This is a genomic window from Acidobacteriota bacterium (assembly GCA_009838525.1).
Lineage (GTDB): Bacteria > Acidobacteriota > Vicinamibacteria > Vicinamibacterales > UBA8438 > VXRJ01.
Genome location: VXRJ01000018.1, coordinates 158,785 through 181,845, shown reverse-complemented (window position 1 = coordinate 181,845; position 23,061 = coordinate 158,785). Strand labels below are relative to the sequence as shown.

The 23,061-nt window shown below is 68.7% G+C and carries 28 protein-coding genes; 6 read left to right on the top strand and 22 right to left on the bottom strand.

Annotation, left to right across the window (positions count from 1 at the left end):
* Window positions 1–15: 15 nt before the first annotated feature.
* Window positions 16–1,164, bottom strand: coding sequence for a beta-N-acetylhexosaminidase (gene nagZ, locus F4Y45_06705; GenBank protein MXY24198.1), 1,149 nt, complete (start codon window positions 1,162–1,164; stop codon window positions 16–18).
* 12 nt (window positions 1,165–1,176) lie between these two features.
* Between nagZ and F4Y45_06700 the strand changes: the two genes are divergently transcribed.
* On the top strand, window positions 1,177–2,175 hold the full coding sequence (locus F4Y45_06700) for a hypothetical protein (protein MXY24197.1): 999 nt from the start codon (window positions 1,177–1,179) through the stop codon (window positions 2,173–2,175).
* Window positions 2,176–2,185: 10 nt separating this feature from the next.
* On the opposite strand, the gene F4Y45_06695 is transcribed toward F4Y45_06700, so the two are convergent.
* The 16 genes from F4Y45_06695 to F4Y45_06620 form a co-directional block, all read right to left on the bottom strand.
* A complete protein-coding gene (locus tag F4Y45_06695; GenBank protein ID MXY24196.1) occupies window positions 2,186–2,812 on the bottom strand; it encodes a thiamine phosphate synthase in 627 nt (208 codons plus the stop codon).
* 15 nt (window positions 2,813–2,827) lie between these two features.
* Window positions 2,828–3,478, bottom strand: a complete 651-nt coding sequence (locus F4Y45_06690; protein ID MXY24195.1) for a ribonuclease HII — start codon at window positions 3,476–3,478, stop codon at window positions 2,828–2,830.
* A gap of 4 nt (window positions 3,479–3,482) precedes the next feature.
* Complete coding sequence (locus tag F4Y45_06685; GenBank protein ID MXY24194.1) at window positions 3,483–3,827, bottom strand: 50S ribosomal protein L19; 345 nt, start codon at window positions 3,825–3,827, stop codon at window positions 3,483–3,485.
* A 43-nt stretch (window positions 3,828–3,870) separates the two neighbouring features.
* The gene (gene trmD / locus F4Y45_06680) at window positions 3,871–4,677 is read right to left on the bottom strand and encodes a tRNA (guanosine(37)-N1)-methyltransferase TrmD (GenBank protein MXY24193.1); all 807 of its coding nucleotides are present in this window, start codon (window positions 4,675–4,677) and stop codon (window positions 3,871–3,873) included.
* Window positions 4,674–5,207 carry a 16S rRNA processing protein RimM gene (gene rimM, locus F4Y45_06675; protein MXY24192.1) on the bottom strand — a complete coding sequence of 178 codons (534 nt, stop codon included), beginning with the start codon at window positions 5,205–5,207 and terminating at the stop codon, window positions 4,674–4,676. Before rimM ends, trmD begins: the two co-directional genes overlap by 4 nt.
* A 16-nt stretch (window positions 5,208–5,223) precedes the next feature.
* The gene (locus F4Y45_06670; protein ID MXY24191.1) at window positions 5,224–5,466 is read right to left on the bottom strand and encodes a KH domain-containing protein; all 243 of its coding nucleotides are present in this window, start codon (window positions 5,464–5,466) and stop codon (window positions 5,224–5,226) included.
* Entirely contained in the window at window positions 5,463–5,708 is a 246-nt protein-coding gene (gene rpsP, locus F4Y45_06665) for a 30S ribosomal protein S16 (protein MXY24190.1), read from the bottom strand. Before rpsP ends, F4Y45_06670 begins: the two co-directional genes overlap by 4 nt.
* Window positions 5,709–5,742: 34 nt before the next feature.
* Window positions 5,743–7,077, bottom strand: coding sequence for a signal recognition particle protein (locus F4Y45_06660; protein ID MXY24189.1), 1,335 nt, complete (start codon window positions 7,075–7,077; stop codon window positions 5,743–5,745).
* 193 nt (window positions 7,078–7,270) lie between these two features.
* Window positions 7,271–8,548: a bifunctional 3,4-dihydroxy-2-butanone-4-phosphate synthase/GTP cyclohydrolase II gene (locus tag F4Y45_06655; protein MXY24188.1), complete on the bottom strand. Its 1,278-nt coding sequence runs from the start codon at window positions 8,546–8,548 to the stop codon at window positions 7,271–7,273.
* Between the two features lie 15 nt (window positions 8,549–8,563).
* A complete protein-coding gene (locus F4Y45_06650) occupies window positions 8,564–9,229 on the bottom strand; it encodes a riboflavin synthase (protein ID MXY24187.1) in 666 nt (221 codons plus the stop codon).
* Entirely contained in the window at window positions 9,210–10,307 is a 1,098-nt protein-coding gene (gene ribD, locus F4Y45_06645; protein MXY24186.1) for a bifunctional diaminohydroxyphosphoribosylaminopyrimidine deaminase/5-amino-6-(5-phosphoribosylamino)uracil reductase RibD, read from the bottom strand. Before ribD ends, F4Y45_06650 begins: the two co-directional genes overlap by 20 nt.
* Before the next feature lie 4 nt (window positions 10,308–10,311).
* Window positions 10,312–11,304, bottom strand: coding sequence for a signal recognition particle-docking protein FtsY (gene ftsY, locus F4Y45_06640; GenBank protein MXY24185.1), 993 nt, complete (start codon window positions 11,302–11,304; stop codon window positions 10,312–10,314).
* The gene (locus F4Y45_06635; protein MXY24184.1) at window positions 11,304–12,329 is read right to left on the bottom strand and encodes an NAD(P)-dependent glycerol-3-phosphate dehydrogenase; all 1,026 of its coding nucleotides are present in this window, start codon (window positions 12,327–12,329) and stop codon (window positions 11,304–11,306) included. Before F4Y45_06635 ends, ftsY begins: the two co-directional genes overlap by 1 nt.
* A 27-nt stretch (window positions 12,330–12,356) precedes the next feature.
* Window positions 12,357–13,631 carry a competence/damage-inducible protein A gene (locus F4Y45_06630; GenBank protein ID MXY24183.1) on the bottom strand — a complete coding sequence of 425 codons (1,275 nt, stop codon included), beginning with the start codon at window positions 13,629–13,631 and terminating at the stop codon, window positions 12,357–12,359.
* Complete coding sequence (locus F4Y45_06625) at window positions 13,628–14,086, bottom strand: phosphatidylglycerophosphatase A (protein MXY24182.1); 459 nt, start codon at window positions 14,084–14,086, stop codon at window positions 13,628–13,630. Before F4Y45_06625 ends, F4Y45_06630 begins: the two co-directional genes overlap by 4 nt.
* Window positions 14,087–14,103: 17 nt before the next feature.
* Window positions 14,104–14,835: a hypothetical protein gene (locus F4Y45_06620; GenBank protein ID MXY24181.1), complete on the bottom strand. Its 732-nt coding sequence runs from the start codon at window positions 14,833–14,835 to the stop codon at window positions 14,104–14,106.
* On the opposite strand from F4Y45_06620, the gene ftcD reads away from it, so the two are divergent.
* Complete coding sequence (ftcD, locus tag F4Y45_06615) at window positions 14,318–15,658, top strand: glutamate formimidoyltransferase (GenBank protein ID MXY24180.1); 1,341 nt, start codon at window positions 14,318–14,320, stop codon at window positions 15,656–15,658. The genes F4Y45_06620 and ftcD overlap by 518 nt on opposite strands.
* Here the strand turns inward: ftcD and nrdR are convergent.
* Window positions 15,630–16,088 carry a transcriptional repressor NrdR gene (gene nrdR / locus F4Y45_06610; GenBank protein ID MXY24179.1) on the bottom strand — a complete coding sequence of 153 codons (459 nt, stop codon included), beginning with the start codon at window positions 16,086–16,088 and terminating at the stop codon, window positions 15,630–15,632. The genes ftcD and nrdR overlap by 29 nt on opposite strands.
* A complete protein-coding gene (locus F4Y45_06605; GenBank protein ID MXY24178.1) occupies window positions 16,085–17,197 on the bottom strand; it encodes a flippase-like domain-containing protein in 1,113 nt (370 codons plus the stop codon). The genes nrdR and F4Y45_06605 overlap by 4 nt, the downstream gene beginning before the upstream one ends.
* Before the next feature lie 44 nt (window positions 17,198–17,241).
* On the opposite strand from F4Y45_06605, the gene F4Y45_06600 reads away from it, so the two are divergent.
* The 4 genes from F4Y45_06600 to groL all read left to right on the top strand — a co-directional run bounded on the left by F4Y45_06600 (window position 17,242) and on the right by groL (window position 20,574).
* Window positions 17,242–18,198: a phosphoribosylaminoimidazolesuccinocarboxamide synthase gene (locus F4Y45_06600; GenBank protein ID MXY24177.1), complete on the top strand. Its 957-nt coding sequence runs from the start codon at window positions 17,242–17,244 to the stop codon at window positions 18,196–18,198.
* A gap of 50 nt (window positions 18,199–18,248) precedes the next feature.
* Window positions 18,249–18,425, top strand: coding sequence for a hypothetical protein (locus tag F4Y45_06595; protein MXY24176.1), 177 nt, complete (start codon window positions 18,249–18,251; stop codon window positions 18,423–18,425).
* 181 nt (window positions 18,426–18,606) lie between these two features.
* Entirely contained in the window at window positions 18,607–18,900 is a 294-nt protein-coding gene (locus F4Y45_06590) for a co-chaperone GroES (GenBank protein ID MXY24175.1), read from the top strand.
* Window positions 18,901–18,939: 39 nt separating this feature from the next.
* Entirely contained in the window at window positions 18,940–20,574 is a 1,635-nt protein-coding gene (gene groL / locus F4Y45_06585; protein MXY24174.1) for a chaperonin GroEL, read from the top strand.
* A gap of 137 nt (window positions 20,575–20,711) precedes the next feature.
* Here the strand turns inward: groL and F4Y45_06580 are convergent, their stop codons facing one another.
* From F4Y45_06580 to F4Y45_06570, 3 genes are all read right to left on the bottom strand, one after another.
* A complete protein-coding gene (locus F4Y45_06580) occupies window positions 20,712–21,788 on the bottom strand; it encodes an energy transducer TonB (GenBank protein ID MXY24173.1) in 1,077 nt (358 codons plus the stop codon).
* A 119-nt stretch (window positions 21,789–21,907) separates the two neighbouring features.
* Window positions 21,908–22,417 carry a hypothetical protein gene (locus F4Y45_06575; protein MXY24172.1) on the bottom strand — a complete coding sequence of 170 codons (510 nt, stop codon included), beginning with the start codon at window positions 22,415–22,417 and terminating at the stop codon, window positions 21,908–21,910.
* The gene (locus F4Y45_06570; GenBank protein ID MXY24171.1) at window positions 22,418–23,053 is read right to left on the bottom strand and encodes an OmpH family outer membrane protein; all 636 of its coding nucleotides are present in this window, start codon (window positions 23,051–23,053) and stop codon (window positions 22,418–22,420) included.
* Window positions 23,054–23,061 lie beyond the last annotated feature (8 nt).

Below are 23,061 nucleotides of genomic sequence, written 5' to 3'. Positions count from 1 at the left end.
TACCTTCCACGCGACTCACTCGTCGGCAAACTCCCGCATCCGCTCCGCAACCGCCTGGTGCGCGTCGCAACCCAACAACGCGTTCAACTGGCGCGCCGCCGGCGGCCGCCAGTCCGCGTCCGCCGCCAGGAAGCGCTCCTTCGCACGGCGCTGACGTCCGAGCGCCCGTTCCACCTGGCGCACGGACAACTCTTCATTCTCCACCGCATGGATCAACCGCTCGATGACCGCAACCTGGGTCGCGACGTCGGCGCCGCACAGCAGCAACAAGTCGCAACCGGCCCGCAGCGCCTCCACGCTCGCCTCCGCGACGTCGCGGTGCCTGGCAATCGCACCCATCTCCATGTCGTCGGTAGCGACGAGTCCTTCAAAGCCGAGCTCCGCTCGCAGCAGATCAGTCACTATGGCCTTCGACAACGTGGCGGGCTGTTCCTCGTCGATCGCGGGGTACCGCACGTGCGCCGTCATGAGCATCGCAACCTCCGCGTCGATCGCCGCGCGAAACGGCGGCAGCTCCACCTCGTCGAGTCTTGGCCGCTCCTGCTCCACTACCGGCAGATCCTCGTGCGAATCGACCGAAGTGTCGCCATGCCCCGGAAAGTGCTTGCCGCAGGCGGCGATTCCTTCCTCCTGTAACGTCCTCAGCACGATTGCCCCGAGCTTACCGGCCCGTGCAGCGTCGGACGACATCGCCCGGTCGCCAATCACCGGATTCGACGGGTTCGTGGCGACATCGAGCACCGGCGTATAGTCGAGCGTAATCCCGAGCGCCCGCAGTTCTCGAGCCAGGGCGCGGGCAAAATCCTCCGCCAGCTCCGGGTCGCCGCATCGGCCGAGCGTCGCGGCGGGCGGCCATTCGGTGCACGGCGCGCGCAGCCGCTGCACCCGTCCCCCCTCCTGATCGACGCTCACCCAGGGCGGCATCTCCCGCGCCAACTGCTTTGCTGCGTACGCGAGCTCCGCCACCTGCAGCGGCGCGTCGATGTTCCGCGCGAAGAAAATGACGCCTCCCAGGTCGAACTCGCGAGCGAGGGCGGCCAGCTCCACAGGAATGGTCCGACCGTCGAAGCCGGCGACGATCAACTGCCCGATCTGGCGCCGCACGGCTCTGGACATCCGGGATGGGCGGCTCCCGGTGGAGCCGGGGCCGGCGTGGTCCCTCATTATAATCCCGGCGTGCGCCTTCAGGCTTCCGCCCCGACCCGGATTGACCTGGCGGGCGGAACGCTCGATATCTGGCCACTCTACCTGCTGCACGACGGCGTGCAGACGGTAAACGCCGCAATAACCCTGCGCGCCTCCTGCACCGTCAGCCCCTGTGCCGGAGGCCGCCTGCGGCTTGCCGCCAGGGACACTGGCGCCACCGCCGAGGTGGCGGACGTCGCCGACCTCGACGACACCCACCCCGCCCTCCGCCTGCCGGCGCGAGTCCTCCGCTTTTTCAAGGCGAGCGGAGTGGCCGTCGAGACCCGTTCCGACTCGCCGGTCGGCGCCGGTCTGGCCGGATCCTCGGCGATGAACATCGCACTCTGTGCGGCCATGGCGCGATGGCGGGATCGACGAATCGAACCGGAGGCGCTGCTCGACCTCGCGCGCGATATCGAGGTGCAGGTCATCGGCGTGCCCACCGGGGGACAGGACTACCGGCCGGCTCTATACGGCGGCGTCTCCGCGATCGAGTTCGGCCCGGCGGGTGTCCATCGGGTGCCGCTCCGCGTCCCGCCGCGGGCTCTCGAGGAACGGATGGTAGTCGTCTACACCGGACAATCGCGCGACTCCGGCATCAACAACTGGGAGGTGACGAAGCGCCGAATTGATGGCGACACCAGCCTGGCGGGGCTGTTCGACGAGATTCGCGACACCGCCGCCCGCGTCCGGGAAGCGATGGAAGGCGCGGACTGGACGGAGCTGGCCCGCTCCGTCGGACACGAATGGGAGTTGCGCAAGCAACTCGCGCCGGGCGTTACCACCGAGTGGATCGAAACGCTCTTCCGCCGTGCATTCGACGCCGGCGCCGACGCCGGCAAGGTGTGCGGCGCCGGCGGCGGCGGCTGTGTTGTCTTTCTGGCGGAGCCGGACGCCACCGCATCGGTCAGGCGTGCGCTGGACGATGCGGGCGCGAGCCTTCTCGACTGCGGCATCGACACCGAGGGGCTGCGGCTGACGGCACGGTAGGTCCCATGCCTCAGAACGCGCCGCGCAGCGTGGCTATCGTGTCGCCCAACCGGTCGGTCCGGAAGAGTCGGATACCCGCGACGCCAGCGGCGCCGGTCTTCGCCACCGCCCGGACGTTCCCGGCGCTCACGCCGCCGATCGCGAGTACGGGGCAGGGCGCCGCCGCGACGACTATCGCGCGCAGGCCCTCGAGGCCAAGCGGCTCGCGCCCCGGCTTCGACTCCGACGCGTGCACGGTGCCCGCTACCAGATAGTCGACGCCGCTCGAGGCCGCCGCGCGCGCCGTAGCGACGTCGTGGACGGAGCGGCCGACGAGCCAGTCGAGTGGTCCCATGCCGCGGATGCGTGCAGCGTCGCGTGCGTCATCCTTCAGGTGGACGCCAGCCGCGCCGGCGGCGAGAGCGATGTCGGCGCGGTCGTTGACGACGACCCGCGCTCCCGTGCCTCGCGTCCGCGCGAGCGCCTCCTCGACCAGCGCCAGAAGGCGGCGGTCGGTCAGGCCAGTCTCACGGATCTGCACTAGGTCGACGCCTGCTCCCGCGCAAGCCTCGATGACCGCCAGTAACCGGTCGACCGCTGCCTCATCGTCAGGCGCGTCTCCGGCAAAGACGCGACGGTCAGTCACGAGGCAGATCATCAGGGGGCGGCGATCCTAGCAAACGACGGCGGAAGTCGCGCGCCCAGCAGCCGTCGTAAAAGTGCGCCGGTGGGCGTCGGAGTAGCCGTGGCGCGCGATGGCATCGAGATGGAGGCGCGTGCCATATCCCTTGTGCTGATCGAAACCGTACCGACCGTCCAGCGTATGAAGGCGCACCATCTCGCGGTCGCGCGTCACTTTCGCGACGATGGAGGCGGCGGCGATGGCGGCGCAGCGCCGGTCGCCCCGCAGAATCGCTTCGTGCGGCAAGTCCAGACCCGGAACGCGGAAACCGTCCACGATGGCGTAGTTGCCGGGCGGCGACAGCGCTTCGACGGCACGGCGGATCGCGTCGAGCGACGCCCGATGGACGTTCAGGCGGTCGACATCGGCGACCGGAGCCACTGCTACCGCCCAGGTGGCTCGCGTGACGATTAGCGCGTAGAGGCGCTCGCGCTGGGCCGGGGTCAGCAGCTTCGAATCACGCAACCCGGGAAGCCGGCGATCCGGATCGAGGATGACCGCCGCAGCGACAACCGGCCCGGCAAGCGATCCGCGCCCCGCCTCGTCGGCGCCGGCCACACGGGCGTAGCCGCGCCGTCGCACGGAATTCTCGACCGCCCGACTCGCCGCGCGCCTTGGCGCGCGCGTGCGCACTGCCGGCACGCGTTCAGCGGCGGCGCCGCTCGCGGAGGCGCGCCGCCTTGCCCCGCAGTTTCCGCAGGTAGTACAGCTTCGCGCGGCGCACCCTGGCGGAACGGACGATCTCGATCTTGTCGATGGTCGGCGAGTGCAGCGGGAAGATACGCTCGACGCCCTGGCCGAACGAGACCTTTCGGACTGTGACGGTCGAGCTCACCCCGTGATGGTGCTGCGCGATGACCAGCCCCTCGAAGACCTGAATCCGTTCCTTCTCGCCCTCTCGCACCTTCACATGAACACGAACCGTATCGCCCGACTGAATGTCGGGACGCTCGGTCAGGTACGGCTGCTCCACGGCGTCGATCGCTTTCATCTTTCTGCTCCCGTTTGCCTGCCACCCGCCCGCGGCCACCCGTTCAGGGCGACCGGAGCTCGCGGAGGAACTCCTTCTCTTCTTCGTCCAGAACGGCATCCGCCAGCAGGTCGGGCCGCCGCTCCAAGGTTCGCCGGACCGCCTCCCGCTTCCGCCAGCGGCGCACCGCCGCGTGGTTTCCGGACACCAGTACGGCCGGCACGTCCCCGGCAGCCGCCCCGTTCGATTCCGCGCCGTCTCCGGCGGCCACGCCTTCGAGGCGGACCCCGCCGGCCGCTTCCAGCTCCGTCAGGCTGGCGGGCCGCGTGTAGTGAGGGTGATCCAGGATCCGGCGGGCGAACGAGTCGCTCCCGACCGACTCGGTGTTCCCTACTACGCCCGGCACCTGCCGCGCCACCGCCTCCACCACGACGCCCGCCGGCAGCTCGCCGCCACTCAGAACATAGTCGCCAATCGACAGCTCCTCGGTTGCGACGTACGTCCGGACCCGTTCATCCACGCCTTCGTAGCGTCCGCACAGCAACGCCACGTGATCGAGCCGGCTGAGGCGCATGACGGTCTCATGAGTCATGGTGGCTCCCTGCGGGGAGAGCAGGATCACCGCATCGGGATTGCCCCGCGTCTCGCGTATTGCCGCCAGCGCCCGTATGAACGGCGCCAGCTTCAACACCATTCCGGGACCACCACCGTACGGCGCATCGTCCACCGTGCGGTGGCGGTCGTCGGTGAACCCGCGGAGATCGTGCACGGCGACATCCAGCAGACCGGTCTCCCGCCCGCGTCCGACGACGCCGATCGACACCATTCGTTCCACCAGTTCGGGAAAGATGGTCACGACGTCGAAGGTCATCGGTTCACCTCGAGCAGACCCTCGGGGGGATCGATCACAATCACTCCCGCCACCGGATCGACCCCGACGCAGATCGCCTCCGTCAGAGGCACGTCGATCTCCGCGCCGTCGACCGCGACAATCAGACGTTGAGCGCCGTTCGGACCCTCCAGAGCGGCAACCGCGCCCAGCTCGTCTCCACCGACCGTCCGCACCGTGCAACCTACGAGGTCGTGCTCGTACCACGCGCCCTCCGGCAACGGCCGCAACGCTTCCTCGGGAATACGCAACTGGGCGCCTCGCAACGCTTCCGCGTCGCTCAACGTCCCAATCCCCTCGAACGCCAGCACGGGACGGTCGCCGTGGAACCAGCGGTCGCGTATCCGCAACCGCCGTGGCGTGGGCATCCCCTCAAGGAACACCGTCCCGCCCGGCGCGAAGCGTTCTTCCGGAAAGTCCGTGACGGGATTCACCACGACCTCTCCATGACGGCCATGCGTTCGCGCGACCACACCCACAAGCGCCATCTCGTCCCAGGCAGCGATCTCCATCCCGTGTGCGCTCGCGTCAGTCGTCCAAAAACTCCACGCTCGACCGCCGACCGTCCATCCTCGCGGCCAGGCCGGCAATCGACCGGATCGCGGAAGCAGTCCGGCCGCGGCGGCCTATCAGCTTTCCCAGGTCGTTCGGATGCGCCGTCAGCTCCAGCACATCCTCGTCGCCTTCCTCGTACAGATCGATGGTCACATCGTCCGGATGATCGACCAACTGTCGGGCGATAACATCGACGACGGCGCGTGCCCGGCTCATGACGCGGTCTCTGGATGCCGCGCCAGCAGCGTCCGGACCGAATCGCTCAACTGGGCGCCCTTGCTGACCCAGTGTTCGATCCGCTCGAAGTTGGCCCGAAGCACCTCCGGCTCGGCCGTGGGATCGTAGTGCCCTACCACCTCCAGCGCACGGCCGTCGCGGGCCGACCGCTTGTCGATCACCACCACCCGGTAGAACGGCCGGCCCTTCGCGCCCTGCCGCCGCAATCGAATCATCAGCATCTCTGTGTCTCCCCAGGACGGGCCGACGCCCGTGTCACCACGGGAGCGCCGGCCGTTGAGGGCGGCGTTTCCTGCCCCGCCCCACTGCCGTCGCCGCCTTCATCATCTTCCGCATCTTCGTGAACTGCCGCAAGAGCTGGTTCACTTCCTGCACGCTGGTTCCGCTGCCCCGGGCGATCCGGAGCCGCCGGCTGCCATTCATCACCGACGGTTTGCGCCGCTCGCCCGGAGTCATCGAATTGATAATCGCCGTGGTACGCGTCAGCGCACCATCGCCCACCTCGACCCCCGCCGCGACGTTGCCCAGTCCCGGGATCATCCCGAGCAGCTGATCGAGCGGGCCCATCCGACTCACCATGCCGATCTGCTCGCGCAGATCCTCGAGCGTGAACTCGTTGCGACGGACCCGCTCCGCCATTGCCGCCGCGTCGTCTTGCGCAATTGCCTGTTCCGCCTTCTCCACCAGGCTGAGAACATCCCCCATTCCCAGGAGGCGCGAAACCATGCGATCGGGACGGAAGGGTTCGAGATCGTCGAGCGTCTCGCCGGTCGCGGCGAACGCCACGGGGACGCTGACGACCGACACCACCGAGAGCGCCGCCCCACCCCGCGCGTCGCCATCCATCTTGCTGAGAACGATGCCGCTGAGGCCCATCCGGTGATGAAACTCGCCGGCGCTCTTCACCGCGTCCTGGCCGGTCATGGCATCCGCGACAAACAGGATGTCGGAAGGGCTCACTGCATCGCGAATCGCGGTGAGCTCGTCCATCAACGTGTCGTCGATGTGGAGGCGCCCGGCCGTGTCGACCAGAACCGTGTCGAAGCCGAGCCGCCTGGCTTCGTTCACCGCTCCGGTCGCGCGCGCCACGGGATCGTTGCTGCCCTCCGCCGCATGAACACGCAGGTCCGCCTGTCCGGCCAGCACCGCGAGCTGTTCGATCGCCGCGGGACGGCGAACGTCGGTCGACACGAGCAGCGGATGACGCTTCTCCTTCGTCAGCCAGCGTCCCAGCTTGGCGGTCGTGGTCGTCTTGCCGGAGCCCTGCAGACCGACCAGCAGTACGACCTGTGGCCGGCGGCTCGAAGCCGTCAGACCGGCACGCGGCTCGCCGAACAACGCGAGAAGCTCGTCGCGAACGATCGCGACGACCTGCTGCGCCGGGGTCAGGCTGTCCAGCACGGCGCGGTCTATCGCCCGGTCGCGCACCCGATCGGTGAACGCGCGGACCACCTTGAAGTTGACGTCCGCCTCGAGCAGCGCAAGGCGGATTTCGCGCAGGGCGCGCTCCACCGCCTCCGGCGTCAGCCGCACCTCACGGCGCAGCGATCCGAACACTGCTTCGAAGCGTGATCCCAGCGCGTTGAACATCAGATCGCCGGACCAGCGTCCGGTCTCCCCTGGCGGGCCGACGGACGGCCACACAAAACCACTAAGTGTAGAGGCCTTGCACCACTCGGTCAACGGCCCGGCAGGGCGTGAGCACCGCAGACGTGGCGCGGTGCCGGACCGACAACGGAGCGGAACCGCCCGCGCGCGATACGAGGGCCACTCGCAGGAGCTGTTAGACCGACCGCAGGCTGTGCCCCAGCTTTTCCTTTTTCGTGCGCAGGTACCGCTCGGTGAATTCCGTCGGTGGCACCTCGATGGGAACCGACTCGGTGACGGCAAGGCCGTAGCCCTCGAGACCAACGAACTTGCGCGGGTTGTTGGTCAGCAAGCGCATCGTACGGACCCCCAGGTCACCCAGGATCTGGGCGCCGATGCCGTAGTCTCTCTGGTCCGCCTTGAAGCCCAGGTGCTCGTTGGCCTCGACCGTGTCCAGTCCCTGGTCCTGCAGCTCGTAGGCGCGGATCTTGTTCGCCAGACCGATCCCCCGCCCTTCCTGGTTGAGATAGAGCAGCACGCCTCGTCCCTCGTCGGCTATCCGCCGCATCGCAAGATCCAGCTGGTTCCCGCAGTCGCAGCGCGACGACGCGAAGACATCGCCCGTCAGGCACTGTGAATGGACGCGGACCAGCACCTCCTCGCCATCGCCGATCTCGCCCCGGACCAGCGCGATGTGCGTCCGGCCATCGATGATGCTGTCGTAGGCCGTGACGTTGAACGGCCCGTGGTCGGTTGGGAGCCGCGCCGAGGCGATCCGCTTGACCAGCCGATCGTGGCGCAGCCGGTACTTGATCAGGTCGGCGACCGTGATCATGAGCAGGTCATGGCGGCGGGCGAAACGGCTCAACTGCGGGACGCGCGCCATCGTCCCGTCCTCGTTCATGATTTCGCAGATGACCCCGGCCGGGTAAAGACCCGCGAGGCGCGCGAGGTCGACCGCGGCCTCGGTCTGCCCCGCCCGGACCAGCACACCCCCGTCGCGAGCGCGAAGGGGCGAGACGTGCCCCGGCTTCGCCAGATCGGAAGGCTTCGTCTCGGGATCGATGGCGACGCGAATCGTGGCCGCGCGGTCGGCCGCCGAAATCCCGGTCGTGGTCACCCCCTTGGCGTCGATTGGCACGGCGAACGCCGTCTCGAAGCGGGAAGTGTTTTCGTTGACGATCATCGGGATCTCCAGCTCGTCAAGCCGAGCCCCGGTCATCGACAGGCAGATCAGCCCACGGCCGTAACGCGCCATGAAGTTGATCGCGTCGGGCGTCACCTTGTCCGCGGCAATCGTCAGATCGCCTTCGTTCTCGCGATCCTCATCGTCGACGACAATGACGATCCGGCCGTCGCGGAACGCGGCTACCGCCGCTTCAATTGTCGCGAACGGCCCCCGCCGGCGCGCCGGCGCCGGCCGCCGCCGGTTGCCGGCAGGCCGCTTCGCGGTCTTCCCGTTCTCCTCTTGCATCGTGAATACGTCGGCTCAGGAGCTGTCACCGCCTCCGGTCCCGTGCCGGTACGCCTCGACGGCGCGGGCGACGTACTTCCCGATGATATCGCACTCCAGATTGACCGGGTCTCCGGCGGACGATGCCCGCAGGTTCGTTTGCTCCCACGTATAGGGGATGATCTGCACGTCGAACGACCCGGCGTCGAGACTGGCGACGGTCAGACTGATGCCGTCGACCGCGATGGATCCCTTCGGAACGATGGAAGCGGCAATCGCCGAGGGGAACGAGACGGTGATTCGCCGGAAGTCAGCCTCGTCGGCAATCGCCTCGATGCGCCCGACGCCGTCGACGTGGCCCTGAACGAAGTGGCCGCCGAGACGGCCATCGGCCTGGAGCGGCCGTTCGAGATTGACCGCGGCCCCCGTCCGTAGCCCCCCCAATGTAGTGACCCGCAGGGTCTCCGGCGAGACGTCCGCTTCGAAGCCGCCGGGGCCGACGGTCACCGCGGTGAGGCAGACCCCGTTGACCGCGATGCTGTCACCGGGGGCCAGCGATGCGATGGCAGGCGCCGGCGCCGACGCGGGCCCGGCCGGGTCGGCCGTCGTGGTTCCACCAGCGGCGATGCGGACGCGGCGCCCCTCGGTGATCTCGCGCAGATCGACGATTCTGCCGACGGCTTCAATCAGTCCGGTGAACATGGCCCTCGATCAACAGGTCCGGGCCGCAGGCGCGCATTCGGCGCTGTTCGAGCGCGCCGAACAACTCGCGCCGATCCAGCCACGGCACCGCGCGCCGACCCAGCGTCTTCGGCGCAACAAAGATCTGCACGTGGTCGACGATTCCGCCCCTCCATGCCGATTCATGCAGACGGCGCCCCCCTTCCAGCACCAGGCTCGTGATCTCCCGCCGTGCCAGCCGAACGAGTCCATCTCGCATCGTCCGCCCGGCCGGCACCACCTCGACTTCCGCTCCGGCGTCAGCCAGACGCTGGGCCCGATCCGGATGCTGCTCCAGCGCCTGCTCGGCCGTCAACACGACGACCGGGCCCGCCCCGAGCGTCCCGAGAAGACTGGCGGACGGCGGCGTCCGCAGCCGCCGGTCGAACACGACGCGCGTCAACGGCCGGTTGCGCGGCGCGATCCGGGCCGTAAGCAGGGGATCGTCCACCAGCACGGTGGTCGATCCGACGCCGATCGCGTCCACCTCCGCGCGAAGCGCATGCACCACCTTCCGCGTATCGTCGGACGTCAGGGAGGTCCGCTGTCCTTCGCGGGCGGCTATGCAACCGTCGCGGCTGATCGCCACCTTCATGGTGACAAACGGCCGTCCCTGCGACATCCAGGTGAGGAACGCACCATTCTGCCTTGCCGCTTCCTTCGAGCAAACGCCGACGTCGACCCGGATTCCAGCGCGACGGAGGTGCGCGAGACCGCGCCCATCGACGCGTGGATTGGGGTCGCGCAACGCGACGACAACCCGCGCCACGCCCGCCTTGACGATCCGGTCGACGCAGGGCGGCGTGCGGCCGCGATGGCTGCAGGGTTCCAGCGTGCAGTAGAGCGTTGCCCCCCGCGCCGCCTCACCGGCTGCGGCAAGGGCACGCACCTCCGCGTGATCGTCGCCGGCGCGCTCGTGAAACCCGGCGCCGGCAACGGCGCCGTCGCCGCCGACTACAATCGCACCGACCATCGGGTTCGGGCTGGTCAGGCCGCGCCCCCGCTCGGCGAGATCCAGCGCCTGGAGCATCCAGATCTCGTCTGCCGTCGAATCCGTCATCCCCTCACCAGGCCCGTTCGAAGAGAGCGTCCACGTACTCGTCCGCGGAGAAGGGAACGAGGTCGTCGATCCCTTCGCCGACACCGACGTAGCGGATCGGAAGACCCAGGTCGGCTCCGATCGCCACCGCGACGCCGCCCTTGGCGGTGCCATCCAGCTTCGTCAGGACGATTCCTGTGATGTCCGCCGACTCGAGGAAAGTACGCGCCTGCGCGACGCCGTTCTGACCCACGGTGGCGTCCAGCACCAGCAACACCTCGTGCGGCGCGCCGGCGAGCGCCCGTCCGGCCACCCGCCGGATCTTGGCAAGCTCACCCATCAGGTCGGCTCGCGTATGAAGCCGTCCCGCGGTGTCGACGAGCACGACGTCGCGGCCACGCGCACATCCCGCCTGAATGGCATCGAACACCACCGCCGCCGGATCGGCGTTGGCTCCGGCCCGGACGATGTCGACCGACGCTCGCTCCGCCCAGGCCGCCACCTGCTCCACCGCCGCGGCGCGGAAGGTGTCGGCGGCGCAGATGAGGGGCGACGCCCCCTCCGCGCGGAAGCGGTGGGCCAGCTTTCCTACCGTCGTGGTCTTTCCCGTGCCGTTTACGCCGACCACCAGCACGACCCACGGGGTTCGCGTCGCGCGCGCGGCGTCGCGTTCACGATCCGGCGCGCGCCGCGGGTCACCGCCGTTCACGCCGGCATCCGTCCCGGCCAGGATCCGGCGGATCTCGCGCTTCACACGCTCCCGCACCTCCACGCCGGGGCCGCCGCCATCCTCGCCCTGGCGAATCCGCGAGACGATGCGATCGGCCGCCCGAACGCCCACGTCCGCCTCGATCAGCAGTTCCTCCAGCGCCTCCAGAATCGCCCCATCGGGCGGGTCGCCAGCCGGCGGCGCACCGGCTGCCAGGGGCTCTTCTCTCGCCAGCGCTCCGAAGCGCGACGCCCAGGCCGTTGCCGTCCGCCGCAGGCCGGCTCGCAGACGGCCCAGAGGACTGGACATCACGCGTCCAGCTCCGTCCGTTGTCGTCGCAGCATCAGTTCCTCCACCGCCTCGCGGGGCGTGCGGCGTCCCCCCAGCACCTCCGCCATCTCCGCCGTGATGGGCATTTCCACCGCTTCGCGACGCCCCAGTTCCAGGGCGACACCCGTCGTCCGGATGCCCTCGGCCACCATCTGCATCCCAGCCATCAGGGCCTCGAGGGTCCGGCCCTTCCCCAACTCCATGCCCACGCGGCGATTCCTGCTCAGGCCCCCGGTGCAGGTGAGCACCAGGTCGCCCAGCCCGCTCAACCCGGCAAGCGTCTCCCGCCGGCCGCCCAGCGCACACGCCAGCCGCGAGATCTCGGCGAGGCCTCGCGTGATGAGCGCCGAGCGGGCATTGTGGCCAAGACCGAGCGACTCCACCGCCCCCGCCGCGATGGCGATCACGTTTTTCATCGCGCCGCCGATCTCGACGCCAATGACATCGTCGCTCGCATAGAGGCGGAAAGAGTCGGAACGAAAGTCGTGCTGGACCGCCCCTACGGCGTCGGGCGAACGGCCCGCTACCGCCACCGCGGTAGGCGCACCGCGCGCCACCTCGGCAGCAAAACTGGGACCGGACAGGACGGTCACCGCCGGCCCATCTCCGTCGCTGCACACCTCCGCCGCAATCACCTGCGACATCCGGAGGAGCGTGCCGTCCTCGATTCCCTTCGCGGCGCTGATCAGGACCGCGTCGGGATCGATCGCCGGCGCGGCCCTACGGACCACGGCGCGCACGCCGTGCGACGGCGCGGCAACGACGACGTAGGTGGCGCCCGCAACCGCGGCGCCGATCTCGCCGGTCGGCGCGACCCCTACAGGCAGTTCGACGTCGGGGAGGTACACGGGGTTTGCGCTACTCGCACACATCCGCTCGATCAGAGCCGGATCGCGCCCCCAGAGGCGGACCTCGCGGCCAGCGCGGGCAAGGTGGACCGCCAGTGCGGTTCCCCAACCACCGGAGCCAAGGACCGCAACCGGCCCGCTACGAATCTCGCGCATACCGTGCGGAGTATGACCGATTCAACTTCACGCCGCGTCGTGCGGCGCATCCCGAAGCAGGCTGCGGCGGAGGAGATCGAGGGCCGCCTGCGACGCCTGGAACTTCACACGCTCCCGCTCGCCGGGAACCTGCACGCGGCGGACGCGCGGCGGCGCGGCGGGGCCCGCGAGCGCCAGGCAAACCGTGCCAATCGGCTTGCCTCGCGTCGCTCCGCCCGGCCCGGCAATCCCGGTGACGGCCAGCCCATAGTCAACATCGGCGGCGCGGCGCGCGGCGACCGCCATCGCCTCGGCCACCGGTTCGCTCACCGCGCCATGCTCCAGGATCAGCGAGGCATCGACGCCCAGAGCGACCTTGGCCTCGTTGCTGTACAACACCCACCCGGCCTGGACGTAGGCCGAGCTCCCTGGCACGTCGGTCAGGCGTGACGCAATCAGCCCGCCGGTGCACGACTCCGCAACGGCGAGCCGGGCGCCCCGCTCCGCGAGCAGCCCACCCACGACCGCCGGTAGCGACCGGCCGTCCGTGCTGACCACGGCCCTGCCGAGCGCCGCGGTCAGTTGCGCCACCGCGTCGTCGAGGGTCCGCTCGCCGGTCGCCGGATCCTCCGCCACGAGCGAGAGGTGAATGTCGATCTGGCCGAGCGTGGCGAGGATCGTGGTTTCTATCGGCTCCGGCCGGCCCTGCCAGGGCCCATAGATGGGACCCGCGATCGTGTCGAGATGGGATTCGGTCCGTCCGGCCGTCCGGATCATCCGGCGGTAGAGACGCCTGCCGCCCGCCTCGGGCGCGAGATGGTGAGCGACGAACTGTTCGAACATCGGCCGCAACTCCCGCGGCGGTCCAGGCAACAGGAGTACCCGCCCCGTCGCCTCGGCGATCCAGAGTCCCGGCGCGGTGCCGCGGGCATTCGGAAGCACCGTGGCGCCCCGCGGCACCTGCGCCTGACGGCGGTTGATTGCCGGCATCTCGAGACCGCGGGCCGCGAACCTGGCCCGCATCGCTTCGACAACCTCGGCCGATTCCTCGAGCGGCAGACCGAAGTGGGCAGCGACGGTCTCGCGCGTCAGGTCGTCGGCGGTCGGCCCGAGGCCACCCGTCACGACCACCAGGTCGGCGAGCCGCGTCGCGTATCGCAGCGCCTCGGTCAGCCCCTCCGGCTCGTCGCCGACCACCATCTTCTGCAGCAGACGGACCCCAATCGTGGCGAGACCGTCGGCGATGAACAGCGAGTTGGTGTCGGTCTTGTGCGGCGTCAGCAGTTCCGACCCGACAGCGACAACCGCGGCCGTGGTCATCATCCGAGCATCACGTCCGGCGCCAGCCAGATCAACAGTCTGACCATGGCGTAGGCATAGAGGCCGGCCACCACGTCGTCCGCCATGATTCCCCAACCGCCCGGCAACCGCTCGGCCGCGCCGGCGGGGTACGGCTTCACGATATCGAACAGCCGGAACGCGAAGAACGCCGCGATAACCCCAACCGTTCCCAGCGGCAGCCAGAAACAGGCAATCAACATCCCGGCCACTTCGTCGATCACGACCACACCCGGATCTGACCTCCCGCAGTGCTCCTCGGTAACCGTCGCCGACCAGACCCCGACAGCAAGCACCGCCACCACGACAAACCCCTCGAGGGCCGGAGTCTCCGCGGCGCGCACCAGCAGCCACAGGGCGACGCCGACGACCGATCCGGCGGTGCCGGGAGCCACCGGCACGTGGCCGGCCGGGCCCGCAGAGGAGACGAGTAGCGCCATGCGGCGGAGGGATGAGGTCACTGCGCTTCGCCCGCGACCCGAACCGGCACGCCGGCAGCCAACTCGCCCACCGTCTGGCCGGCAAGTACCAGGAACGCCGCGAGGTACCCCGCGTCGAGGAGGATCAGGAACCCGGCGAGCGGCAGAAGCGGCAGGGCCGCGAGATCGTCAATCGGCAACCCCGCCGCACGGAGCGTCAGCGCCACCACGGCCGCGTCCATCGCCAGCAGAATGCCGGCGTCGATGACCGCGGCGACGAGCCGGCGGATCAGCCCGATGGTAGCCCGGCTCCCCCCGCTGGCGTCGGGGCCTGCCCCCTCCGTCTCGAAGTCAAGTTCCGCGACGATCGGATCGGGCGTCGGCTCCGAGGACCGTTTCGTCCGGGCCAGCCGGCGAAGCCGGTCCGACGACGCCTGGCGACGTGCCGACCGGGAAGGAAACAGCGGCAGCGACGACCGGACCGCACCGCGACGAGCCCGCCGCGGGGGTATCGCCGGTTCCGAGGTTTCCCCCCCGTCCTGCGCCTCCGGTCGCGGCGCACCACAAACGGGACACACACCTCTCACGCCGTCGGTGGGATCCCCGCAGGCAGGACACGTCATTGCAGAGAGCGGGGAGGAACGAAACGCTGCCATTATAGACGGAGTGTCCCCTGCGCCATTCATCGAAGCGATTCCGAACATCAGCGAGGGGCGGCGCCCCGACACCGTCCGCGCGATCGTGGCCGCCGCGGCAGGCGTCCCGGGCATCGCGCTGCTCGATTGTTCCTCGGATAGGTCGCATCATCGTTCCGTCCTCACACTGGCGGGTACGGCGATGTCTCTGCGCGAGGCGATCTTCCGCCTGTTCGATGCCGCGATCACACGAATCGACCTGCGCGGTCACGCCGGCGCGCACCCTCGCATCGGCGCCGTCGATGTCGTTCCGTTCGTTCCGCTGGGCGACATGCCGATGGCGGCCTGCATCGGCCTGGCTCGCGATACCGCCGCCGAAGTCGCCGCCCGGTTCGACCTCCCGACCTATCTCTACGCGGAAGCGGCGGGGAGCTCCGAGCGGCAGCAGCTCAACCAGATCCGCCGCGGAGGCTTCGAGGGTCTGGCCGCGAAGCTGCGCGCGCCGGAATGGGCTCCCGATCATGGCCCCGCCCGGCCGCATCCCACCGCCGGCGCGGCCGCGTTTGGCGCCCGTGGGCCCCTCATTGCCTTCAACGTGAATCTGGCGTCCGCCGATATCGACGCAGCGCGGGCCATTGCCCGTGCGGTGCGGGAACGAGACGGTGGACTGCCGGCCGTCCAGGCGCTCGGGTTGCGACTGGCGGAACGGGAGGGCGCACCGGTGCAGGTCTCGATGAACCTGACCGATCACCGGCGGACATCCATCTCCACCGCGGTGGTGCGGGTAACGGAAGAGGCGGCGGCACGCGGAATCGCGGTCGCGGGCACGGAACTGGTGGGGCTGGCGCCGATGGCGGCTGCTGAATCGGGTCGCCACGTGCGACCGGATCAGACGATCGAAGCGCGGCTCGCAGCCACGGCCCGCCCGGTCACTCCCGCGATTCGAGCAGCGACTTGAGTTCCGTCATGAACTCGTCGACGTCACGGAATTCGCGATAGACGGAGGCGAACCGAACGTAGGCGACTTGATCCAGCGATCGAAGCCGTTCCATCACGAAGGCGCCGACATCCTCGGTCGGCACCTCCTTTTCGTTGCGGTCGTGCAGCATGCCTTCGAGTTGATCCGCCACCGCTTCAAGCTGGGAAGGCGACACGGGGCGCTTTTCGCACGCCTTCAGCATGCCGGCAATCACCCGGCCGCGGTCGAACGGCTCTCGCCGGCCGTCCTTCTTGATAACCATGTACTGGATCGGGTCTATCCGCTCGTAGCTCGTGAAACGGCGGCCGCATCCGGCGCACTCGCGGCGGCGGCGGATGGCATCGCCCTCCTTCGTCTCGCGGGAATCGACGACCTTGCTGTCGGCGTGGCCGCAGAACGGACATCTCATCGTGATTCCGACTCCCCTTCCGCTGGCGGAACGACCTCCTGCTCCGCGTCGTGCAGTATCCGGCCGATGCCCCGCATCCGCAACCCGGCACGCGCCATCAGGGCAATGCCACCTATGGTGACGGGCAGAAAGGCGAACGCGTGCGCAATCAGGCCCGCACCCGCCGCCGCTTCCGCCGGAGCCCCGTACAGGACCGTGGCCCCGAACTGGTACGCCGCATGATAGCCCCCGATCCCGGCTGGTGTCGGCACCGCCACTCCCACCGCAACGAGCAGCAGGACGACCGCCGCTCCAGTCAACGGCATCGCGATGTCGAACGCAATCGTGACAAGCCAGATGCTGCCGGCGATCAAGGCCCACACCGCGACCGACCAGAGGGTGGAGATCAGGAGCAGGTGCGGCCGGCGCATCACGCCAAGGCCGACGACGAACCGGCGTGACAGCCGGCGCGCGAGCTCGCGCCACCGCTGCGGCAGTCGCTCCGTCGCACGCTCCACGAGCCGGTTGACCCGCTCCGGATGGCCCGCGGCCGCGAAGACCAGCCAGAGAATGACGGCGGCTGCCGCGGCGCTCGCCAGAGCGCCGGCACGGGCCGCCGCGAGGGGCGCCGCTTCGTCGGTGGCGAAACCCGGGTCGAGCAAACCGAGCGCGATCCCGAACATCGCCAGGATCACCACCAGGTCCAGCAGCCGCTCCACGACAACGGTGGCGAGCGCGGCACTGACGCTCATGCGCTCCTCGCGCGCCAGCGCCCACGGCCGCACGATCTCACCGACTCGGCCCGGGAGCACGGATGTCGCCGCGAAGCCCATCACCGTGGCGCGCAGCGCCGGGCCGAAATGAACCTGTTGTACCGGCGCGAGCAGGTACCGCCAGCGGATGGCGCGGGCGACGTACGTCAGGAGCGTCACGACAAGCGCGAGGAACAGCAGGTCGCGGCGCGCTCCGCCCACCGCTTCGACCACGCGATCGAGCTGGGCGCCGCGCAACACATACGCCATCAGGCCGACGCCGACGGCGACCACGAGAAGGCTCTGGACGCGGAATCGCATTGCGGGGGGACCGTACACTTTTTTTCTTTGGCCGTCAGGCCCGCGGTCGGATAACATAGCCGTTTCGTTCGCCAGATGCCCCTGGCTGGGAGATCCGAAAGTTGTCGTCCACACCCGCCCCGTCCGTCGAGTCCCTCTACGAAACCGAACTTCCCGGCGTCAGCCCCCACCGTCGCGGCAAGGTGCGCGACATGTTCGAGGTAGGCGATGACCACCTGTTGATGGTCGCTACCGACCGAATCTCCGCCTACGACGTGGTCCTCGGGTCGGTGATCCCGGACAAGGGAAGGGTCCTGACGCAACTTTCTGCTTTCTGGTTCGCGCGGACCTCCGATCTCGTGCCAAACCACCTGGTGGCAATGAACACCGCCGCCTTTCCGGCTGTGCTTCAGCCATTCGCGGACCTGCTCGCGGGCCGGTCGATGCTGGTCCGGCGTACCCGGCCGCTGCCGATCGAGTGCGTGGCGCGGGGCTATCTCTCCGGTTCCGGCTGGAAGGAATACCAGCGGAACGGCCGGGTGTGCGGCGTCGAGCTACCCGCCGGGCTGCGCGAGTCGGATCGGCTCCCGGAAGCGATCTTCACGCCGGCGACCAAGGCGGAAACGGGCCACGACATCAACATCACCGAGGCGGAGGCGGGTGAGATAGTCGGCGCCGAGCTGGTGGCGCGACTGCGCGACCTGACCCTGGCGCTCTACCGGCATGGCGCGGAACACGCCGAATCGTGCGGAATCATCGTCGCCGATACGAAGTTCGAGTTCGGGTTGGTGGACGACCCTGACGGGGGCGAGGCGATCGTCCTCATCGACGAGGCGCTTACGCCCGATTCGTCCCGGTTCTGGCCCGCGTCGGACTACGCTCCGGGAGGCGGGCAGCCCAGTTTCGACAAGCAATACGTCCGTGACTACCTCGACCGGATCGAGTGGGACCGGCAGCCCCCGGCTCCCGAACTGCCGGACGACGTGGTCGCGAATACGCGGGCGAAGTACGTCGAGGCACACCGGCGGTTGACGGGGCAGGGACTTGCGCATGCGTCCGGAGGCGACAGCGGCGCCTGACAGAAAGGACGGCGGTGGTGCATAAGGAGCTGGGCGACCTCGTCGACGAGATGCTGAGCAAGGGAATCCTGTACGAGGACGCGAAGAACGAGCTCGAAAAGCACTTCATCCGCCGCGCCCTGAAGAAGTCGAAGGGAAACGTCGGGCGCGCGGCCACCCTGCTGGGGATCCACCGGAACACGCTCGCCCGGAAGATAGCTGGCTACCGTTTGAAACGGATCGGATAGCCCGCGCGGTCGGCGGGCAAGACGGCGCCTGCTCCGGGGGCACTTGCGCGACTCCGCGCCTGTCCGCTATACTGGCAGTCTTGGTTGGAGAGTGCTAACGCCAGAGTGAGCAGGCACGCGGGTCCAGCCGCGTGGCGGTCTTGTTTGATTCCGCCAGTTGAACCGAAAGGAGCAGGATTTCATGGCAGTCAAGGTACGTCCGCTTCATGACCGCGTCATCGTCGAGCGACTCGAGGAAGGCGACCAGTTGGTCGGCGGGATCATCATCCCCGACACGGCGAAGGAGAAGCCACAGCAGGGCAAGGTGATCGCCGCGGGCAACGGAAAGGTTAAGGAGGACGGCACGGTGACGCCGCTCGACGTCAAGGAAGGCGACACGGTGCTGTTCGGCAAGTACTCGGGCCAGGAGATCAAGCTCGAGGGCGAGGAGTATCTGATCATGCGCGAGGACGAGATCCTCGGCGTGATCGAGTAGTCAGAACCGCAAGACAGTTCACTTGATTGGAGTCGAAACATGGCCAAGAAGATCGTCTACGGAGAGCAGGCGCGGCAGCGGATCCTCGAAGGGGTCAACCAGCTCGCCAACGCCGTCAAGGTAACCCTGGGCCCGAAGGGCCGCAACGTCGTGCTCGACAAGAAGTTCGGGTCGCCCACGATTACCAAGGACGGCGTGACGGTGGCGAAGGAGATCGAGCTGAAGGACTCGCTCGAGAACATGGGAGCCCAGATGGTCCGTGAGGTCGCGTCGAAGACCTCCGACATCGCCGGGGACGGCACCACCACCGGCACTGTTCTCGCCCAGGCGATCTATCGCGAAGGGGCGAAGAACGTCGTGGCGGGCGCCAACCCGATGGAAGTGAAGCGCGGTATCGAACGCGCCGTCGAGGCGGTGGTCGATGAGCTCCATACGATGTCGAAGGAGGTCAGCGGCAACATGATCGCGCAGGTCGGCACCATCTCGGCCAACAACGACGCCGAGATCGGCACCACCATCGCCGAAGCGATGGAGAAGGTGGGCAAGGACGGCGTCATCACCGTCGAGGAAGCCCGCACTCTCGAGACCACGCACGATGTGGTCGAAGGGATGCAGTTCGACCGAGGTTACCTGTCGCCCTACTTCGTCACCGACCCGGAGCGGATGGAGTGCATCCTCGACAACCCGGTCATCCTGATCCACGAGAAGAAGATCAGCTCGATGAAGGACCTGCTGCCGCTCCTCGAGCAGGTTGTGAGACTCGGCCGTCCGCTGCTCATCATCGCCGAGGACATCGAGGGTGAAGCGCTCGCGACGCTGGTCGTCAACAAGCTGCAGGGCCGACTGCAGGGCGCCGCGGTCAAGGCGCCCGGCTTCGGCGACCGCCGCAAGGCGATGCTCGAGGACATCGCGATCCTGACCGGCGGAAAGGCGATCACCGAAGACCTCGGCCTGAAGCTCGAGGGCCTTCGGATCGAGGATCTCGGACAGGCGAAGAAGGTGACGATCGACAAGGACAACACGACGATCGTCGAAGGCGCCGGCACCGCGGAAGCAATCAGCGGGCGGGTCAAGCAGATCCGGGCGCAGATCGACGAGACGACGTCCGACTACGACCGTGAGAAGCTGCAGGAGCGGCTCGCGAAGCTGGTGGGCGGCGTGGCTGTCATCAAGGTCGGCGCTGCCACCGAGACCGAGATGAAGGAGAAGAAGGCCCGCGTCGAGGACGCGATGCACGCCACGAAGGCGGCCGTCGAGGAGGGGATAGTCCCGGGCGGCGGCGTGGCGCTGCTGCGTGCGGCGACGGCGCTCGACGGGCTCTCTCTGGATGGCGATCAGCAGATCGGCGCCAACATCATTCATCGCGCGCTTGAGGAGCCGATGCGCTGGATCGCGCAGAACGCCGGCCTCGAGGGGTCCATCGTCGTGCAGAAGGTCCGGGAGACGGACGCCCTCGAAGAGGGCTTCAACGCCCAGACCGAGGTGTACGAGAACCTGGTCAATGCGGGCGTGATCGACCCGACCAAGGTGGTGCGGACCGCACTGCAGAACGCGGGCTCGATCTCGTCGCTGCTCCTCACCACCGAGGCGCTCGTCAGCGAGTTGCCGGAGGAGAAGAAGGAGGCCGCGCCTGCCGGCGGCGGCATGCCGGGCGGCATGGGCGGGATGTACTAGCAGCCCGCTCCGCGCGCCCTGCCGGGCGCGCGAGCCCTCGCCGGGGGGGCGGACGCCCGCACAGCGGCGCACCGCAGTCCGAATCGTTCGCCGGAAACGCCCGGGAGGCCCCGCCTTCCGGGCGTTTTCCGTGTACGTCAGCGGAGGTTGAAGAAGAGTTCGAGGACAACCAGCACGGCGACGGGCTCGCCGAAGCGGGTGCCGGGAGCAAAGCGCCACTGCCGCGCGGCCAGAATCGCCTGCTCGTCGAGGCCGAAGACCCGATCGAGCGACTTCGTGACCTTGACGTCGCCTACCGTGCCGTCCGGCAGCACGACCGCCTCCAGCCATACCGATCCCTGAATACGGGCGCGCATCGCCTCGGCGGTGTACTTGGGCTGTTCATCGTGGAGGAGTTGGGGTGTGGTCACACCCGCGCCCGGACGAAAGACGCCACCGCCGGTACCGCCTCCCTCACCCGGACCGAGACCGTCCCCCTGCCCCGGTCCCGCGCCGCCGCCGTCGCCGGAGCCAGCGCCGCCGCCCGTCCCGGCTCCCTGCGACGTCGAGTTCTCGACCCGCAGGCCTTCCAGCAGGCCGGGCCGAGTCTCGGGCGCCGCCGCGATCGGCAACGCGGGAATCGATAGCTCCTGCGCCACCAGCGGTTCCGGTTCCGGCTCGGGCTCCGGTTCCGGCTCGGGATCGACCACCTCCGGCACCTCTTCGACGGGAACACTCAGCGCCGCCTCGTCCGGCCCCTCCAGCAGCGCCTGCGGCGGCAACTCGAGTGACTCGTTGCCACCGCCGCCGCCACCACCGCCGGGTCCCTCTGCCGGTAGCCAGATAAGGCCGTCGTAGTTGTCCGCCTCGATGGCCTCATAGACGCGTTCCGGGGCGAGGCTGAGAAGCAGCATGAAGAGGGCAACGCCTGCGACGTGGCTGGCTACCGAAGCGACGGCCGAGCGGCCCATCCGCTGGCCGTCTGCCCGGAGGAGAAACGACACCTGGACAGGAGCGACGTCATCCGGGAGGATGGTCAGCGCGGCGTCGGGGCCAGCGGAGCCCACCCGCCCCGCCTTGGCGCCCGTCGCGGCAGCGGGGGGGCGCGCGGGCTTCAGGCGTAGCAGACCTACCCTGCTGTCGGGCGACGTCCCGTGACGCCGCCGCTCGGGCGGCGTATACGGCTCGTGCTGCGGCGGAAATCGAATTGGACCGAGACCAAGGCCCTGGGCCACGTCAGCGCCTCCTGCGCTCCTCTATCTCAATTCTGCCGGACTGTCGGGGATGGGGCAACCATGGCGTGGATGCCAGCATACCTGTGCACGCCGGCGCGACTGCGCGCCGGCGCACCTGGTCAGACTCGGCCGCGCCAGGCGCCGATCGCCGCGTTACCACCGCCATAGGCATGCAGCAGCGCCAGCGCGTCGGCGGCGCGGGGTTCGCCCTCGATCGCGATCAGTATGCCGCCGCGCGAGGTTAGCGTCTCGAAGATGAAGCCGTCGTGAGCCTGGAAACCGGCCCGGCGCATCGTCGCTGCGACGCCGTTTGCGGCCAGTGCGCCATCGGTCCCCTGCAACGCCTCGACGAGCGGGCCGTGGGCGACCGTTGCGCCGAGACCAGGAATCTCGAGCGCAGCGTGCTCGGTGCCGATGCCGAAAGTCCTCTGCACCAGCGTCTCGACATCGGGCGACGACTGGGCCACCAATGAAAGCGAACCGGCCGCGAAACCATGTTCCTCCAGTGCCGCCAGGCCACGCTCGGCCCAATACGGATCCTGAAAGACGCCAACCGTAAAACAGGGTTGTTCCTGCTGCTCTGCCATGATGATGCCGTTGCGGTGCGAGGCGGCGACGCGCTGGACCAACTACGGAGCCGCCGACGCGGAGTTCAGGTTGTCGACGACGGCCTGGGTCAGATCCAGGGAACGGTTCGCCCAGACGAGTCCACCCTGACCGACGTTGAAAAGGAAGTCTATCCCCATCTCCGTCGCGACTGACTCCAGGGCGGGCGTCAGCTTCGCATCGAACTCTACCTGGAGCTGCTGCTGCAGCTCGGCCAACTCGGCCTCGGCATCCTGCGTCACTCGCTGCATCTCGGCCTGGGCGTCCTGCGTATCGCGCTGAATCTCGAGTTGCAGACGCGAGATCTCGCGCTGCAGGCTGATTCGGGCTTCCGGACTCATTACCGTCTCACCCTGGGCCAGCTTTTCCTGCGACGCCTGCAACTGCTGGTTCTTCGCATCGATTTGCGTCTGGAGCGCGGCGTTGCGCGACTCGATTTCGGCCAGCTTCTGATCCGTCAACTCCTGCACCCGCGCGTTCGCGGCCTGACCGTCAACCGACTCAGCGAGGATCCGCTGGAGGTCAACGTAGCCGTACTTGGCGCCGGCCGGGAACGGTAGCGACGCGGGAGCGGCGACCGGTGGATCCTGCGCCGCGACGGGGACTACGGCCATCCCCACCAGCAGGCAAGCCGTCAGTGTTGCAATCGCGAATCTCATCGATATTC

Coding starts and splice junctions, on each gene's coding strand:
- nagZ (MXY24198.1), bottom strand. CDS start 1,164: ATGAGGGACCACGCCGGCCCCGGCTCCACCGGGAGCCGCCCATCCCGG.
- F4Y45_06695 (MXY24196.1), bottom strand. CDS start 2,812: ATGATCTGCCTCGTGACTGACCGTCGCGTCTTTGCCGGAGACGCGCCT.
- F4Y45_06685 (MXY24194.1), bottom strand. CDS start 3,827: ATGAAAGCGATCGACGCCGTGGAGCAGCCGTACCTGACCGAGCGTCCC.
- trmD (MXY24193.1), bottom strand. CDS start 4,677: ATGACCTTCGACGTCGTGACCATCTTTCCCGAACTGGTGGAACGAATG.
- rimM (MXY24192.1), bottom strand. CDS start 5,207: ATGGAGATCGCTGCCTGGGACGAGATGGCGCTTGTGGGTGTGGTCGCG.
- F4Y45_06670 (MXY24191.1), bottom strand. CDS start 5,466: ATGAGCCGGGCACGCGCCGTCGTCGATGTTATCGCCCGACAGTTGGTC.
- rpsP (MXY24190.1), bottom strand. CDS start 5,708: ATGCTGATGATTCGATTGCGGCGGCAGGGCGCGAAGGGCCGGCCGTTC.
- F4Y45_06660 (MXY24189.1), bottom strand. CDS start 7,077: ATGTTCAACGCGCTGGGATCACGCTTCGAAGCAGTGTTCGGATCGCTG.
- F4Y45_06655 (MXY24188.1), bottom strand. CDS start 8,548: ATGCAAGAGGAGAACGGGAAGACCGCGAAGCGGCCTGCCGGCAACCGG.
- F4Y45_06650 (MXY24187.1), bottom strand. CDS start 9,229: ATGTTCACCGGACTGATTGAAGCCGTCGGCAGAATCGTCGATCTGCGC.
- ribD (MXY24186.1), bottom strand. CDS start 10,307: ATGACGGATTCGACGGCAGACGAGATCTGGATGCTCCAGGCGCTGGAT.
- ftsY (MXY24185.1), bottom strand. CDS start 11,304: ATGTCCAGTCCTCTGGGCCGTCTGCGAGCCGGCCTGCGGCGGACGGCA.
- F4Y45_06635 (MXY24184.1), bottom strand. CDS start 12,329: ATGCGCGAGATTCGTAGCGGGCCGGTTGCGGTCCTTGGCTCCGGTGGT.
- F4Y45_06630 (MXY24183.1), bottom strand. CDS start 13,631: ATGATGACCACGGCCGCGGTTGTCGCTGTCGGGTCGGAACTGCTGACG.
- F4Y45_06625 (MXY24182.1), bottom strand. CDS start 14,086: ATGGCGCTACTCGTCTCCTCTGCGGGCCCGGCCGGCCACGTGCCGGTG.
- ftcD (MXY24180.1), top strand. CDS start 14,318: ATGCCGGCGTCGATGACCGCGGCGACGAGCCGGCGGATCAGCCCGATG.
- F4Y45_06620 (MXY24181.1), bottom strand. CDS start 14,835: ATGCCCGGGACGCCTGCCGCGGCGGCCACGATCGCGCGGACGGTGTCG.
- nrdR (MXY24179.1), bottom strand. CDS start 16,088: ATGAGATGTCCGTTCTGCGGCCACGCCGACAGCAAGGTCGTCGATTCC.
- F4Y45_06605 (MXY24178.1), bottom strand. CDS start 17,197: ATGTTATCCGACCGCGGGCCTGACGGCCAAAGAAAAAAAGTGTACGGT.
- F4Y45_06595 (MXY24176.1), top strand. CDS start 18,249: ATGCTGAGCAAGGGAATCCTGTACGAGGACGCGAAGAACGAGCTCGAA.
- F4Y45_06590 (MXY24175.1), top strand. CDS start 18,607: ATGGCAGTCAAGGTACGTCCGCTTCATGACCGCGTCATCGTCGAGCGA.
- groL (MXY24174.1), top strand. CDS start 18,940: ATGGCCAAGAAGATCGTCTACGGAGAGCAGGCGCGGCAGCGGATCCTC.
- F4Y45_06570 (MXY24171.1), bottom strand. CDS start 23,053: ATGAGATTCGCGATTGCAACACTGACGGCTTGCCTGCTGGTGGGGATG.